At 65.9% G+C, this 12,688-nt stretch carries 12 protein-coding genes; 5 read left to right on the top strand and 7 right to left on the bottom strand.

Features of this window, described 5'->3' with window-relative positions; translation table 11 throughout:
* Positions 1 to 235 precede the first annotated feature (235 nt).
* From P0D96_RS21200 to P0D96_RS21190, 3 genes are all read left to right on the top strand, one after another.
* Positions 236 to 1,627, top strand: coding sequence for an LLM class flavin-dependent oxidoreductase (locus P0D96_RS21200; RefSeq protein ID WP_408315127.1), 1,392 nt, complete (start codon positions 236 to 238; stop codon positions 1,625 to 1,627).
* A gap of 92 nt (positions 1,628 to 1,719) precedes the next feature.
* Complete coding sequence (locus P0D96_RS21195; protein WP_408315126.1) at positions 1,720 to 2,265, top strand: flavin reductase; 546 nt, start codon at positions 1,720 to 1,722, stop codon at positions 2,263 to 2,265.
* Between the two features lie 26 nt (positions 2,266 to 2,291).
* The gene (locus tag P0D96_RS21190) at positions 2,292 to 3,536 is read left to right on the top strand and encodes an MFS transporter (protein ID WP_408315124.1); all 1,245 of its coding nucleotides are present in this window, start codon (positions 2,292 to 2,294) and stop codon (positions 3,534 to 3,536) included.
* 12 nt (positions 3,537 to 3,548) lie between these two features.
* Here the strand turns inward: P0D96_RS21190 and P0D96_RS21185 are convergent, their stop codons facing one another.
* The 7 genes from P0D96_RS21185 to P0D96_RS21155 all read right to left on the bottom strand — a co-directional run bounded on the left by P0D96_RS21185 (position 3,549) and on the right by P0D96_RS21155 (position 8,876).
* A complete protein-coding gene (locus P0D96_RS21185) occupies positions 3,549 to 3,764 on the bottom strand; it encodes a YXWGXW repeat-containing protein (protein ID WP_408179131.1) in 216 nt (71 codons plus the stop codon).
* A 100-nt stretch (positions 3,765 to 3,864) separates the two neighbouring features.
* Positions 3,865 to 5,013 carry a DUF1501 domain-containing protein gene (locus P0D96_RS21180; RefSeq protein WP_408315122.1) on the bottom strand — a complete coding sequence of 383 codons (1,149 nt, stop codon included), beginning with the start codon at positions 5,011 to 5,013 and terminating at the stop codon, positions 3,865 to 3,867.
* A 5-nt stretch (positions 5,014 to 5,018) separates the two neighbouring features.
* Positions 5,019 to 6,638, bottom strand: a complete 1,620-nt coding sequence (locus P0D96_RS21175; RefSeq protein ID WP_408315121.1) for a DUF1800 domain-containing protein — start codon at positions 6,636 to 6,638, stop codon at positions 5,019 to 5,021.
* 73 nt (positions 6,639 to 6,711) lie between these two features.
* Entirely contained in the window at positions 6,712 to 7,230 is a 519-nt protein-coding gene (locus P0D96_RS21170; RefSeq protein WP_132377070.1) for a periplasmic heavy metal sensor, read from the bottom strand.
* On the bottom strand, positions 7,227 to 7,655 hold the full coding sequence (locus tag P0D96_RS21165) for a hypothetical protein (protein WP_132377069.1): 429 nt from the start codon (positions 7,653 to 7,655) through the stop codon (positions 7,227 to 7,229). The genes P0D96_RS21170 and P0D96_RS21165 overlap by 4 nt, the downstream gene beginning before the upstream one ends.
* The gene (locus tag P0D96_RS21160; RefSeq protein WP_408315256.1) at positions 7,652 to 8,254 is read right to left on the bottom strand and encodes an RNA polymerase sigma factor; all 603 of its coding nucleotides are present in this window, start codon (positions 8,252 to 8,254) and stop codon (positions 7,652 to 7,654) included. Before P0D96_RS21160 ends, P0D96_RS21165 begins: the two co-directional genes overlap by 4 nt.
* Positions 8,255 to 8,555: 301 nt before the next feature.
* Positions 8,556 to 8,876 carry a hypothetical protein gene (locus tag P0D96_RS21155; RefSeq protein WP_408179127.1) on the bottom strand — a complete coding sequence of 107 codons (321 nt, stop codon included), beginning with the start codon at positions 8,874 to 8,876 and terminating at the stop codon, positions 8,556 to 8,558.
* Between the two features lie 401 nt (positions 8,877 to 9,277).
* On the opposite strand from P0D96_RS21155, the gene P0D96_RS21150 reads away from it, so the two are divergent.
* Both P0D96_RS21150 and P0D96_RS21145 read left to right on the top strand, forming a co-directional pair.
* The gene (locus P0D96_RS21150; RefSeq protein WP_408315119.1) at positions 9,278 to 11,044 is read left to right on the top strand and encodes a phospholipase C; all 1,767 of its coding nucleotides are present in this window, start codon (positions 9,278 to 9,280) and stop codon (positions 11,042 to 11,044) included.
* Between the two features lie 200 nt (positions 11,045 to 11,244).
* Complete coding sequence (locus tag P0D96_RS21145; RefSeq protein ID WP_408315117.1) at positions 11,245 to 12,687, top strand: cytochrome-c peroxidase; 1,443 nt, start codon at positions 11,245 to 11,247, stop codon at positions 12,685 to 12,687.
* Position 12,688: the final 1 nt, after the last annotated feature.

Below are 12,688 nucleotides of genomic sequence, written 5' to 3'. Positions count from 1 at the left end.
CGAGTTCAAGAGTGGAGAATGAGTGGGCACCGCAAATTATATCGAGGCAGTGTGGGCATGGACGCTGACGCCCTACGGCCGCCTCGCCGCTCATTAAAAGTCAAAATCAAAGTCTTGCATAGTGATTTTTCGTCCACTATATTAAACGCAAGATCGCGTGGTAAGCCCAGCCAGCACGACCCCACGTGACTCGAACGCAGCCGCAAGCATTCGTCCACCCCAGCCGGAAGACACCATGCCGAAGGAAATCGTTCTCAACGCTTTTGACATGAACTGCGTCGGCCACATCCAGCAAGGCATGTGGACGCATCCGCGCGATCAGTCCGCGCGCTATACGGATCTGCAGTACTGGACCGACTACGCCCGCACGCTTGAAGCGGGCCTGTTCGACGGCATCTTTTTCGCCGATGTCGCCGGCGTCTACGACGTCTACGGCGGCAACCCCGACGCTGCCTTGCGCGGCGCCGTGCAGGTGCCGGTCAACGACCCGACGCTGCTGATTCCGGCCATGGCCGCGGTGACACGGCATCTGTCGTTCGGCGTCACGTCCAATCTCACGGTTGAGCAGCCGTATCTGTTCGCGCGGCGCATGTCGACGCTCGATCATCTGACGCGCGGCCGGGTCGGCTGGAACATCGTCACCGGCTATCTGGATAGCGCGTCGCGCGCGATCGGCCTGACCGGCCAGATGGCGCACGACGACCGCTACGACCTCGCCGACGAATACATGGAACTGGTCTACAAACTGTGGGAATGCAGTTGGGAAGACGGCGCGGTGCTGCGCGACAAAGTCCAGGGCGTGTATGCGGACGCGTCGAAAGTCCATGTGATCCATCATCACGGCAAGCAGTATCGGGTGGACGCCATGCATTTGAGCGAGCCATCGCCGCAGCGTACGCCGGTGTTGTATCAGGCGGGTTCGTCGGCGCGCGGCAGACGGTTCGCCGCGGCGCACGCCGAGTGCGTGTTCGTCAACGGCCAGGCGAGACCGGCCGTGAAAGCGATTGTCGATGATATTCGCGCGCATGCCGTTGCGGGTGGCCGCCACGCGGACGACATCAAGGTGCTGCTCGGGCAAACCGTCATCACCGGACGTACGGATAACGAGGCGCAGGAGAAGTACGCGGAGTACCGCCGTTATGTCAGTTCCGAGGCGGCGCTCGTGCATGCGGCGGCGTCGCTCGGTATCGATTTCGCGCGCTACGACCTCGACGAGCCGATCGAAACCGGCAAGAGCCAGGCCATCGTATCGAACGTCGAAGCCATGACGCGCGCCGCCGGTCCGCAGTGGACCAAACGCAAGCTGCTCGAACAGATGATGCTGGGCAGCCGCCAGGCGCCGCTTGTCGGCTCGGCCGAACGGGTGGCGAGCGAGTTGATCGCGTGGACCGAAGAAGCGGGCGTGGACGGCTTCAATCTGTCGCGCACGGTCGCGCCGGAATGCTTCGAGGATTTCATCGCGCACGTCGTGCCGATTCTGCAGGAACGCGGCGCTTACAAGCGAGCGTATCGTGAGGGCACGTTGCGCGAAAAACTCTTCGGGCATGCGCGTTTGCTTTCCAGCCACACGGCTGCGAAATTCCGCTCGCCCGCTTGTGCCGCCGCCCCGGTTCCAGGCAATGCTTAGCAATCACGCCGTCATGCACGTTTTCACTTCGCGCGGCCCGCGCCACCCGCACCGGCATGCAACGGCGCGGCGATTTTTTCGCAGAGGCTCACATGCTTGACAAGAACACCTTCCGCGACGCGATGGCCGGCCTCGGCGCCGCCGTCAACATCATCACGAGCGATGGCGCGGCGGGTCCGGCCGGCTGCACCGCGTCGGCGGTCTGCGGCGTGACGGACGAGCCGCCCACGCTGCTCGTCTGCATCAATCGCAGCAGCCGCAACAACGCGGCTTTCCGCGCCAATGGCAAACTCTGCGTCAACGTGTTGAGCGCGGAGCAGCAGACACTCGCCGCGCACTTCGCCACCAGCACGCTGCCGATGGCGGAACGCTTTGCCGCCGCGCAATGGGATACCCTCGCGACAGGCGCACCGGTCCTGCACGGCGCGCTCGCCTCGCTGGACTGCGAGATCGAATCGGTCACCGAAGTCGGCACGCACACCGTGTTCTTTTGCGCCGTGAAAGCCGCGCATACGCAAGTCGAAGGCGACGCGCTGATCTACTACGGCCGCCGTTATCACCGCGTCGGCGCGCGCTCCGTGCACGCGACGCATACCGCAGAAACCAGCGGCGCGCTCGCCGCTGAATCGGCCGGCTAACGCAGGATGCACGGCACAAGACACGCATGAAAGAGGCCTCGGCAAGCCCGCATCGATCGAGCCACGCGATGGCCGGCAAGACGCGTTCGCTCGTGATTCTGCTGCTCTGCCAGGTGGGCGCGATGAGCGTGTGGTTTTCATCGTCGGCGGTCGTGGCGATCGTCAAGCAGGCGGAGAGTCTGTCCGCCTTGCAGGCGACCTTGCTCACGAGCGCCGTACAAGCCGGGTTCGTGGCCGGCACCGTCACGAGCGCCCTGCTCTCCCTCGCCGACCGCTTCGATCCACGGCGGCTCTTCATGGCCAGCGCGCTGACGGCGGGCGTGGCCACCGCGTGTCTCGTGTTCCTCGCGCCGGCGAGTCCGCTCGCGATCCTGCTGCGGCTGTTGACGGGCATCTGCATGGCGGGCGTCTATCCGGTCGGCATGCGGCTCGCGGCGACCTGGGCGAAAGGCGACCTGGGCCTGTTGATCGGACTGCTGGTCGGCGCGCTGACCTTCGGCTCGGCGAGTCCGCATTTGCTGGCCGCACTCGGCGGTTCGAGCTGGCGCGCGATCTATGGCATCTCGGCGTGCTGCGCGCTGCTGGCGGGCGCCGCGATTCTGCTGTGCGGCGTCGGCCCGAACATGGCGCGCGCGACGCGCATCGAATGGTCCGCGCTGGCCGGCGCCTGGCGCAACCCCGCGTTGCGGCTCGCGAACCTCGGTTATCTCGGCCACATGTGGGAGTTGTACGCGATGTGGGCATGGCTCGCCGTGTTCCTGCAAGCGAGCTTTGCGGCGGCCGGTATGCAGGAGCCGCGCGCGGCGGCCGAATGGCTGACCTTCGGCGCGGTTGCGGCGGGCGCGCTCGGCGCATGGCTCGGCGGCGTACTGGCGGACCGGCTCGGCCGCACGACGGTGACGATTGGCGCGATGGCCGTGAGCGGCGCGTGCGCCGCGTTGATGGGCTGGCTGCTCGGCGCGCCGGTCTGGCTGGTCGGCTGCGTGGCGCTGTGCTGGGGGATTTCCGTGATTGCCGATTCCGCGCAGTTTTCGGCGAGTATTGCCGAGCTCGCCGAGCCGGCGTCGATCGGGACGCTGTTGACCGCGCAGACTTGCGCGGGCTTTCTGTTGACGCTGGTGAGCATTCATCTGGTGCCGGACGTCGTCGCGCTGGCGGGTTGGCGCGGCGCCTTCACCATGCTCGCGATCGGGCCGATTCTCGGCTGTGTCGCGATGGCGCGTTTGCGGCGTTTGCCGGATGCGCGACGGCTTGCGGGCGGCCGGCGTTAGGGCCGCTACTCGTCATCCTCTCCAATGCCCCGGCACCCACGCCCAATGATTGCCTTCCCAACGGTAGTGGCCTTTCACCCAGTGATAGCCCGGCGCGGGCGCGGCGGGCACCACCTCGACGAGCGGCTCGGGTTGCGGCGGTCTGGCGGGCTCGACCACGCAGGCTGACAACAGCGCGACGCAAAGACCCGCGAGCGATACGGCGCGTACATTCGATATCGTTTTCAAGTTCCTCTCCTGAGTGTTTTCATTTGATTTAAGCCGGTTCCCTTACCGGCTCTTTGGTTGACGACGTGGATGAAGGCGCACTCTTTCGCGGCGACCGCCGTTACGCACGCACGATGCCGCTCAGCGGCCGCCCCGCCGGCGTCTGGCCGAACAGCGCGGACGCCGTGCGCTGCGGATCGAGCCCGAGGCTTTCGCTTGCGGTGCCGGCAATCAACGCATCGAGCGAGGTGGTCGGCTTGAGGTCGCGTGCTTCGTAAAGATTGTGCGGCGCAAGGCCTGGCCAGTCGGCGATCACGCGTCCGCCCTGCACCGAGCCGCCCAGCACCATCGCCACCGAACCCGTGCCGTGATCGGTACCGCCCGTGCCGTTGGCGGCAGCGGTTCTGCCGAACTCCGTCGCGACCAGCACGGTGGTCTTGCTCCACAGCGGGCCCATGCCATCGCGCAACGACGCGAGCATCGTGTCGAGCGCCTTCAACTGATTGGCGAGACGCGCGTTCTGCGCGCTGTGCGTATCCCATCCGCCGGTTTCGATCATCGCGATCCGTGGACCGTTCTCGCGCGACAGGAAACTGGCGGCGAGCTTGCCGAGACTCGCCGGATCCTGGCGCGCGCTGGCGTCGCCGGCCAGGCCGCGCGCGGTCATCGCCGACTCCCACAGCGGGCGCAACTGCGCGTCTTGGTCGTAGAGTTGCGAGACCCGCGTGAGCAGATCGTCGGGGGCTTGCGGCAACGCCGAGGGCGCATACGACGTCACCGCCGCTGGGCCGCGCAACGCCATCGGCACAGTCGGCGCGAACGCGATCGCGTTCTCGCGCGTGGCGGGCAACTGCGCGACGAGCCGGTTCAGCCAGCCGTCTTTCATCTGATACGGCGACGTGCCGCCGGTCTCGAGCACGTTCTGTCCGTCAAAGTGCGAACGGTCGCGATATGGCGACGCCACCGCGTGCACGAACAGCGCCTGATGGTTCGCGTACATCGCGGCGGTCTGCCCCATCGCGGGATGCAGCGCGAAGGTGCCGTTCAGGCGTGGCGCGTTCGCGGTGTCGATGGCGAGCGGGCCGCGCAATGTTGCGTAGGCGGGTTCGGCGTAGGGCACGACGATGTTCAGACCATCGGCGGCGCCGCGCTGGATCACGAACACGAAACGGCTCTCCGTGGCGACGCTCGCGAACGCGATCTGCGGCGAAACGAGCATCGCGCCCGCGCCGGCAGCGGCGACACCCAGAAACTTGCGGCGTGACAGCATGGCATTCATCTCCGTTGAAAATCCGGCGAGACCAGCAACAGCGCGATCGCCGTGGATGCGCTTTCGGCGCGCGATACCGCTGTGGCCGTCGGCGCACTGAGCGAACCGGCGAGCAAGGTCTGGCCGAGTGCGCGTGCATCGAGCCGGTCGCCGACTTGCGACGCGAAACGCTGCGCCACTTCGACCCGGCGCACGAGCGCGTCGGGCGCAGCCCAGCTCGCGGCGATGTCGTCGTAACCGGCGGGCGAGCCGGGGCGCCACACCGGTTGGCCGAGCTGCGTGAGAATGGGCGCCGTCTGCAGCTTGCCGAGGTCCTGCCAGCCGAGCCCACGCATCGAGGAAATGGTCCACTCCCACGGCGTCTTGAATTTCACGGCGGTGGGCGACCACGCTTGCGGCATGTCGATCAACGCGCGATAGACGGTCGGCAGATCGCCGCCGCTGCGCTCGAACGCGCTGGCCAGATGCTCGCTCACGCCGGGCGGCGGATTATCGGCGACGAAATGACGGGCCAGCTTGCCGCCGATATGCTGCGCGGTCGCCCGTGCGCTTGCGAGGTCATGCAGGATCGCGAGCGCCTGCTCTTCGCCCGCCTGGTCGTAACGGCGTCCCATGATGGTCCGCGAACCGGGCTCGTGCAGTGCGGCGCGAAATACGAAGGTGCCCGGCGCGGCGTTCTGCTGCACGGCCAGCCGGCCCGCGTTGCCAACATTGCCGGCGTTGACCGGATTGCCCGCGACGCTCCAGCCGGTCAGCGCGCGGGCGAATTCGGTGACGTCGTCCTGGCTATAACCGCTGCGCACGCCGAGCGTGTGCAGTTCCATGATTTCGCGCGCGAGGTTTTCGTTCAGGCCGCGCTTGCGCTCCGGGTTTCGCTGCGCGGCACGCATGGCCGCCATGCTGTCCGGTCCCACCGAGCGCGTCTGATCGAGAAACAGTTGCATGGCCGGATGACGCTCGACGGCCACCAGCATGTCTTCAAAGCGGCCCAGCACGTGCGGGCGAATCGCCTCGGCCTCGAACGAACCGGCTAGCGCCGCGACGCCGGGCTTTTCGGTGGAGACCGCGAAGTGGTTGGCCCAGAAATGCACCAGCCGTTCGACGAACGGCGTCTGCGTGGTCAATGCACTCGTGACCCGCGCATTCACCGACGAGCGGTACATGTCGAGTATTTCACCGCGAAGCGCTTTTCGTTCGGCTTGCCTGGCAGATTGCGCGTTCGCTTGCGCCGGGCTTAGCGTGTCGGCCTGCGCGTTTGATTGTGCGTTCGCCTGAGCGCTGGTTTGACCACCCGGCTTTGTCACGTCTTGCGCGTTCGCTGCTTGCGCGCCGGGTTGTCCATCAGGTCTCGCTATGTTCCGCGCGTTCGCGGAGCGAATCGCCGCGCCCTCGCCCGCATTCTGGCGAGCCTGCTGATTGACCCGCATGCGCTGCTGCACCAGTTCGGTCGAGAGCGCCACCGAGTCGGGCTGGTTCGCCCACGCGACCGGCCGCGCCTGGTACTGTTCGAACTGGGCGAGCAGCCAGGCTTTGGGGTCGGCGGGCGGCGTGTCGTCGGCACGCGCGCCCAGGCCGAAACGGTTCAGCGCAATCGCCGCGGTGTTCAGGTTCGGTGAGTTAGCCATACCATCCTCTTCGGCTGTGGATTTTCCTTGAACGGCCGCCACGCGAAAATCCGTCGCGGCCGCCGCGGTTTTTTTAATCGCCCGAAGATTCGCTCGATGCCTGATTCGCCGGTTTCTTCGCATTCGCCGCCGGCGCAGGTTCACGCCATTGCCCGCGCACTTTCAGGCTGTCGGCGAATTGAACCCGCTCCTCGGGCGACAAGCTCGCCGCGAAGTCGGCCACACTGCCTTCCACTTGCGCGCGCAGATGGCTGTCGGCTTCGCGCGTACGCGTGAGCGCGGCGTCGAGCGCGGCGCGATCGAACTGCGGCGCCGCCAGCAGACGCAACACTTCGCGACGCCCTTCGCGGCCTTCGCGGGCATATTGCCGGCCGTCGCGGCGCGCGTCTTTCAGGCCCTCGACAAAGGCCTTCTGGCGCTCGGCCGAAAGCGTTTCGGCGGCGAAGCGAAGCGCGCGCTGTTGCGCCAGCACGGGCGCCGTGGCGCCGCGCGCGGTGAACCATTGATACGCACCACCGACGATCGCGCCCACCAGAAATACATTCAGCACCAGCGAGGCCACTAGCACGATTTTCCACGACCGCCCGTTCATTCGTCGCTCCAATCGGCGGACGAACCACCGAAGCTCGAAGTTAAATAAGACGACTCATGCGCTTGCGACGCCTGCGGCCCCGTTCCCGTCAGCACGAAGAACGACACGGCGAAAGCGCCGGCCACGCCGCCCAGCAGTCCGACGCCCGCGACCGCCGCGCCCGACCACCACAGGCGCCGCCGCGGCGCCGCCGGCTGTCGCACCGGCGCGCTGTCGAGCACGCGCTCGAGCAGGGCCGCGTCCGGCGGCTCGACCTTGTCGGCGGCAAGCCACGCATCGACGCCGGCCGCCTCCGCCAGCAGCGCATCGGCCTCGGCGCGATGCGACTGCGCCCACGCCTGCGCCGCCGCGCGGTCCTGTTGCGGCCAGCGGCGCGGCTCGGCGCCGTAGGCCTCGACGATCTGCTGAAATCTTTCGGGCGTCATGACTTGTCCTTGCTAAGGCCGCTGCCGGCCAGTTGAGCGCGCAGATTGCGGCGCGCGCGTGCCAGCAGACTTTCCAACGCATCGACGCTGATGCCCATCAGGGCCGCGGCGTCGATGTTCGACATTTCCTGGTAGTAGTTGAGTACCAACGCCTCGCGCTGGCGTGCCGGCAACGCGGCGAGTGCATCGCGGACCCGCTGGTCCTGGGCGCGCGCTTCGAGTCCGGCCTCAGGCAGCGGCGCGGGATCGACCTCCTCGGGCATCTCTTCGCGGGTTTCCTCGCGCCGGCCGCGCAGCCGGTCATAGCAGAGATTGAGCGCGACGCGATGGACCCACGTGTCGAACTTCGCCTCGCCTTCCCGCCAGCGCGACGCCTGTTTCCAGATGCGCACGAACACCTCCTGCGCCACGTCTTCGGCTTCCATGCGGTCGCCCAGCATGCGAGTGGCGAGCGCGAGCAGACGCGGCAGCTTGCGCGAGACGAGCGAGCGGACGGCGGCCGGATCTTGCCGGCCGACCTGTTCGAGCAGTTCCGCGTCGGGGTCGCGTTCGCTCAAGGCATGACGCTCCTGAGCGCGAGTGCGTCGCACCGCATGGATCGCGCCGTGGGACGAACGTCACGCCTTCTGATGCCTCTCATGCTGGCTGCACCTCACACGGATGGTTGCACGCGCACCGGTTCGAACGGTGCGCGCGGGACAGAAGACAGCACGCCTTGCCATGCACAACCGCAATCAATATACGACGACCGCCGGCCGATAGTAGGCCGGCCGCGCCGGGTACACCACACAGCCGGCGAGCATGGCCGCCAGCAGAATCATCACGAACGTTTTCATAGCAGTCTGCCTGGTTGGGGGACGCGGCGCGCCGAACAACGTCGAGCGTCGCAGCGCTTCCCGGTCATGCCCAATGGCCTTCCACCCAGCGCCAGTTGGGGCCACGCGCCACCCAGTGCCCCGGCACCCAGCGATGCCCGACGCGCACCGCCTGCCAGTGGCCGCCCACCCAGACATAACGGCCTTCGGCCCAACGCCAGTGGCCAGGATCCCATGCGTAACCGGCACGCGGCGCCGGCATCACTTCGACGCGCGGCGGCGGCGGCGCCATTGGCGCGACGATCACCGCCTGCGCGAAGGCCGGCGCGGCGGTCAGCGTGGCGGCGCAGGTCAGCGCGGCAGCCAGCATGGAGGTGAGCAAGCGAAGCGGTTTGGTGGATGTCATGTTGGTTTCTCCCATAAGAGCCGAAGCCGGAAAAAGCGGCGCCGTTTCCTGTTGAACGCAGCAGCGGAAAAAATCCGTCGCCACGGGCGTGTGAAAAATTCAAAAGGAAAGAAGGATGCGGGAAAAACCGCGATGAAACGCGAGGCGCAGGGTCGCAGCTGTTGCCGCGCGCCCACGCTGCGTCAGCGGAACGACAGGAAAGGTTACGCAAATGAATAAAAACCGAGGGCTTCGGTAAGGTTCGCGCCTCGAAATCTTAATTATCGAATGGTCCAATGCGCGCAGTTCGTCGCGGCAAGACCACTAGCACTAGCTGTATTTCTAGCGATATCCCCAGCGATCATCCACACGTATTCCGATGGAAACGCTGAACGGCGAAGTCGAATCTGGAGCCCTGTCAAATGTTCCGTAGAACCCTCCTACCCATCCCGTTCGCGGCGTTGCTTGCGCTCGCAGCTTGCGGGAACAACAACGTGAACACGCCCGCACCGGTGGTATCGGCTCAGGACGCCGTGGCCACGGCCACGCCGATCAAGCACGTCGTGGTGATTTTCGGCGAGAACGTTTCGTTCGACCACTACTTCGGGACCTACCCGAGCGCAGCCAACCCGACCGGCGAGCCGCAATTCGTGGCAGCCGCGGGCACGCCGACGGTCAACAACCTCATCAGCAACAACCTGATCACGGTCAACCCGAACGCCCTGGCCACCTCGCCGAACACGGCGGGCCGCACGGTCGGCAGTGTGGCGATCGCGGGCCTGGGCCTGCCGGCCACCGATCTGGTGCCGTTCCGCCTGGACCGTTCGCAAGCCAATACGTCGAGCCAGAACCACGCCTACGCGGCCGAAGAGCTCGCCTATGACAACGGCGCGATGGACGCGTTCCCGCTGTTTACGGCCGCCACCTCGACGATCGCCGGCAGCACCGGCGCGTTCGCCACGAAGGGCCAGGTGCTCGGCTACTTCGACGGCAACACGGTCACGGCCATGTGGAACTACGCGCAGAACTTCGCGATGAACCAGAACGCGTACACGGACACGTACGGCCCGTCGACGCCGGGCGCGATCGAAGTGGTCTCCGGCCAGAACAACGGCGCGGTCGTCACGGGCGGCACCTCGCCCAACGCGATTCCGGACTCCACGGGCGGCTTCACGATGATCGGCGACCTCGACCCGACCGGCGACGTCTGCACGATCGCGGCGAACAGCCCGCCGACGGCGGTGATGTCGTCGAAGAACAAGAACATCGGCGACCTGCTCAACGCGAAGGGCCTGACGTGGGGCGGTTTCATGGGCGGCTTCAATTTGCAGACCGTCAATCCGAACGGCACGGTCGGCTGCGCGCGCTCGACCTTCTCGCAAGTGCTGAACGCGACCAAGGCCGACTACGTGCAGCATCACGCGTGGTTCCAGTATTACGCGAGCACGGCCAACCTGGCGCATACGCGTCCGACGTCGACGGCGCTGATCGGCGCGACCGATCCGCTCGACAACACGGCAACGCCGGTGCACCACCAGTACGACACCGACGACTTCTTCGCCGCGGTGAAGGCGGGCAACTATCCGTCCGTCAACTTCCTGAAGGCGCCGGCGATCAGCGACGGCCACCCGGGCAATTCGGATCCGATCGACGAACAGGCGTTCGTCACGAAGGTGATTAACTTCCTGCAACAGCAGCCTGACTGGAAGAACACCGCCGTGATCATCGCCTACGACGATTCGGACGGCTGGTACGACCACCGCTTCAAGGCGCCGACGAGCGCATCGTTCGATTCGACCACGCCGCAATCCGCGGGCGGCAAGACGGTGGCGGGCAGCGACAACCTGAGCGGCGTGGGTCAGTGCACGGCAGCGGGCGCGGTGCAGCCGCAAGGCGTGAACGGTGGCGCGGTGAACGGCCGTTGCGGTCCGGGTACGCGCACGCCGTTTATCGTGGTGTCGCCGTGGGCGAAGGTCAACTTCGTCGACGATACACCGATCACCCAGGCCTCCGTGGTGCGCTTCATCGAAGACAACTGGCTGGGCGGGCAACGCCTGGGCGGTGGTTCGTTCGACGCGACGGCGGGCAGCATCATGAACATGTTCAACTTCTCGGGCTCCGGCAACAATCCGGCGCTGTTCCTGGATCAGAGCCTGGGTACGAAGCTGGCAGCCGCGCCGGCGAGCTGATCCGCGAACGTGCCGAGCGCTTTCCTCTTCCGCTTGCCGGTGAGTGATGCACGTGCCCCATGCGTGCCTCACGCCGCGCGGCAGCGTGTCGTGAAAAGCGTCACGCACCCATAAGCCGTAGTTGGGCGTCGAGCCAGTGCAAACGTGCTGGCTCGATTTTGCTTTTATCGCAGCCGATCGAACTAGCTGTCATCACCGTCATGAACCCTCCTTCAGACGCCGCCCTGCCTTCGCATCTGCCGGCCGGCGGCGAGCCCGGCCCCGTGATTACCCGCCGCTCGTGGCTCAGGCTGCTCGCGTGGAGTGCGGCCGGTATCGTGCTCGTGTTCATCGTCTACTGCGCGTACGCGCTCGTGTACCCGGAGCGCACGCCGTCCGCGGTCGGCGAGATCGTCGAGGAAATCACCGGCGCGAATCCGCATCCGGTCACGTTGCTGCGTCCACCGAGCGCGCCGCTAAGCGCGGTGGCGCTGCTCGGCAAACAGATTTTCTTCGACCAGAGTTTGTCGGCGTCGGGCACGCAGTCGTGTGCGTCGTGTCACTCGCCGCAGCATTCGTATGGGCCGGACAACGCGTTCCCGGTGCAACTCGGCGGCGCGCATATGAACCAGGCGGGTTATCGTCCGCCGCCTTCGCTCACGTATCTGTATCGTCAGGCGCCGTTCAGCATCGGCCCGGATCAGGGCGACACCGACGTGCCGGTGGATATGACGCAACTGGCGACGCAAGCCGCCGGCGTGCAGCGCGCGCAAAAGACGGCGCTCGCCGCGCCCGCCGCTGCGGCAATGGTGCCGCAAGGCGGATTGTTCTGGGACGGCCGTGTCGATACTTTGCAGGACCAGGCCCTCGGACCGCTGACCAATCCGGTGGAAATGGCCAACGCAACGCCGCAGGATGTCGCTCACAAGCTGCTGGCGACCAAGTACCTTGATCAATTCAAGCAGATCTTCGGACCCGGCATCGTCACCAATCCGAGCCTGTTGATTTCCGAGGCGATGTTCGCCGTCGGGCGATATCAGATCGAGGATCCGTCGTTCCATGCTTTCAGCAGCAAGTATGATTACTGGCTCGAAGGCAAGGCGCGTTTGACGCATGCCGAGCTGCACGGCTTGCAGTTGTTCAACGACAAGGACAAGGCGAACTGCGCCGGCTGCCATTTGAGCCAGCCGAGCAAGGACGGCTTGCCGCCGGTGTTCACCGACACGCAATACGAAGCGCTCGGCGTGCCGCGCAACCCGGCGATTCCGGTCAACAAGGATCCGAAGTTCTTCGATATGGGCGTGTGCGGACCGTTCCGCGACGACCTCGCCAAACAGACGCAGTATTGCGGCATGTTCCTCACGCCGACGCTGCGCAATGCCGCTGAACGCAAGGTGTTTTTCCATAACGGCGTGTATCACGATCTGAAGCAGGTGATGGACTTTTACAACCTGCGCAATACGTCGCCGGAGAAAATCTATCCGCGCGATGCGTCGGGCAAGGTGCAGAAGTACAACGATCTGCCGGCTCAGTACCATGCCAACGTGGACGTGGCCGACGCACCGTTCGATCGTAAGTTCGGCGATCAACCGGCGATGAGCGATCAGGATATTCAGGACATCATCGCGTTCATGAAGACGCTGAGCGACGGGTACAAGGACTAAC

The organism is Paraburkholderia sp. RL17-347-BIC-D, from assembly GCF_046027915.1.
GTDB lineage: Bacteria > Pseudomonadota > Gammaproteobacteria > Burkholderiales > Burkholderiaceae > Paraburkholderia.
This window is presented reverse-complemented; position numbering and strand designations above follow the sequence as displayed.

Coding starts and splice junctions, on each gene's coding strand:
- P0D96_RS21200 (WP_408315127.1), top strand. CDS start 236: ATGCCGAAGGAAATCGTTCTCAACGCTTTTGACATGAACTGCGTCGGC.
- P0D96_RS21195 (WP_408315126.1), top strand. CDS start 1,720: ATGCTTGACAAGAACACCTTCCGCGACGCGATGGCCGGCCTCGGCGCC.
- P0D96_RS21190 (WP_408315124.1), top strand. CDS start 2,292: ATGAAAGAGGCCTCGGCAAGCCCGCATCGATCGAGCCACGCGATGGCC.
- P0D96_RS21180 (WP_408315122.1), bottom strand. CDS start 5,013: ATGCTGTCACGCCGCAAGTTTCTGGGTGTCGCCGCTGCCGGCGCGGGC.
- P0D96_RS21175 (WP_408315121.1), bottom strand. CDS start 6,638: ATGGCTAACTCACCGAACCTGAACACCGCGGCGATTGCGCTGAACCGT.
- P0D96_RS21170 (WP_132377070.1), bottom strand. CDS start 7,230: ATGAACGGGCGGTCGTGGAAAATCGTGCTAGTGGCCTCGCTGGTGCTG.
- P0D96_RS21165 (WP_132377069.1), bottom strand. CDS start 7,655: ATGACGCCCGAAAGATTTCAGCAGATCGTCGAGGCCTACGGCGCCGAG.
- P0D96_RS21155 (WP_408179127.1), bottom strand. CDS start 8,876: ATGACATCCACCAAACCGCTTCGCTTGCTCACCTCCATGCTGGCTGCC.
- P0D96_RS21150 (WP_408315119.1), top strand. CDS start 9,278: ATGTTCCGTAGAACCCTCCTACCCATCCCGTTCGCGGCGTTGCTTGCG.
- P0D96_RS21145 (WP_408315117.1), top strand. CDS start 11,245: ATGAACCCTCCTTCAGACGCCGCCCTGCCTTCGCATCTGCCGGCCGGC.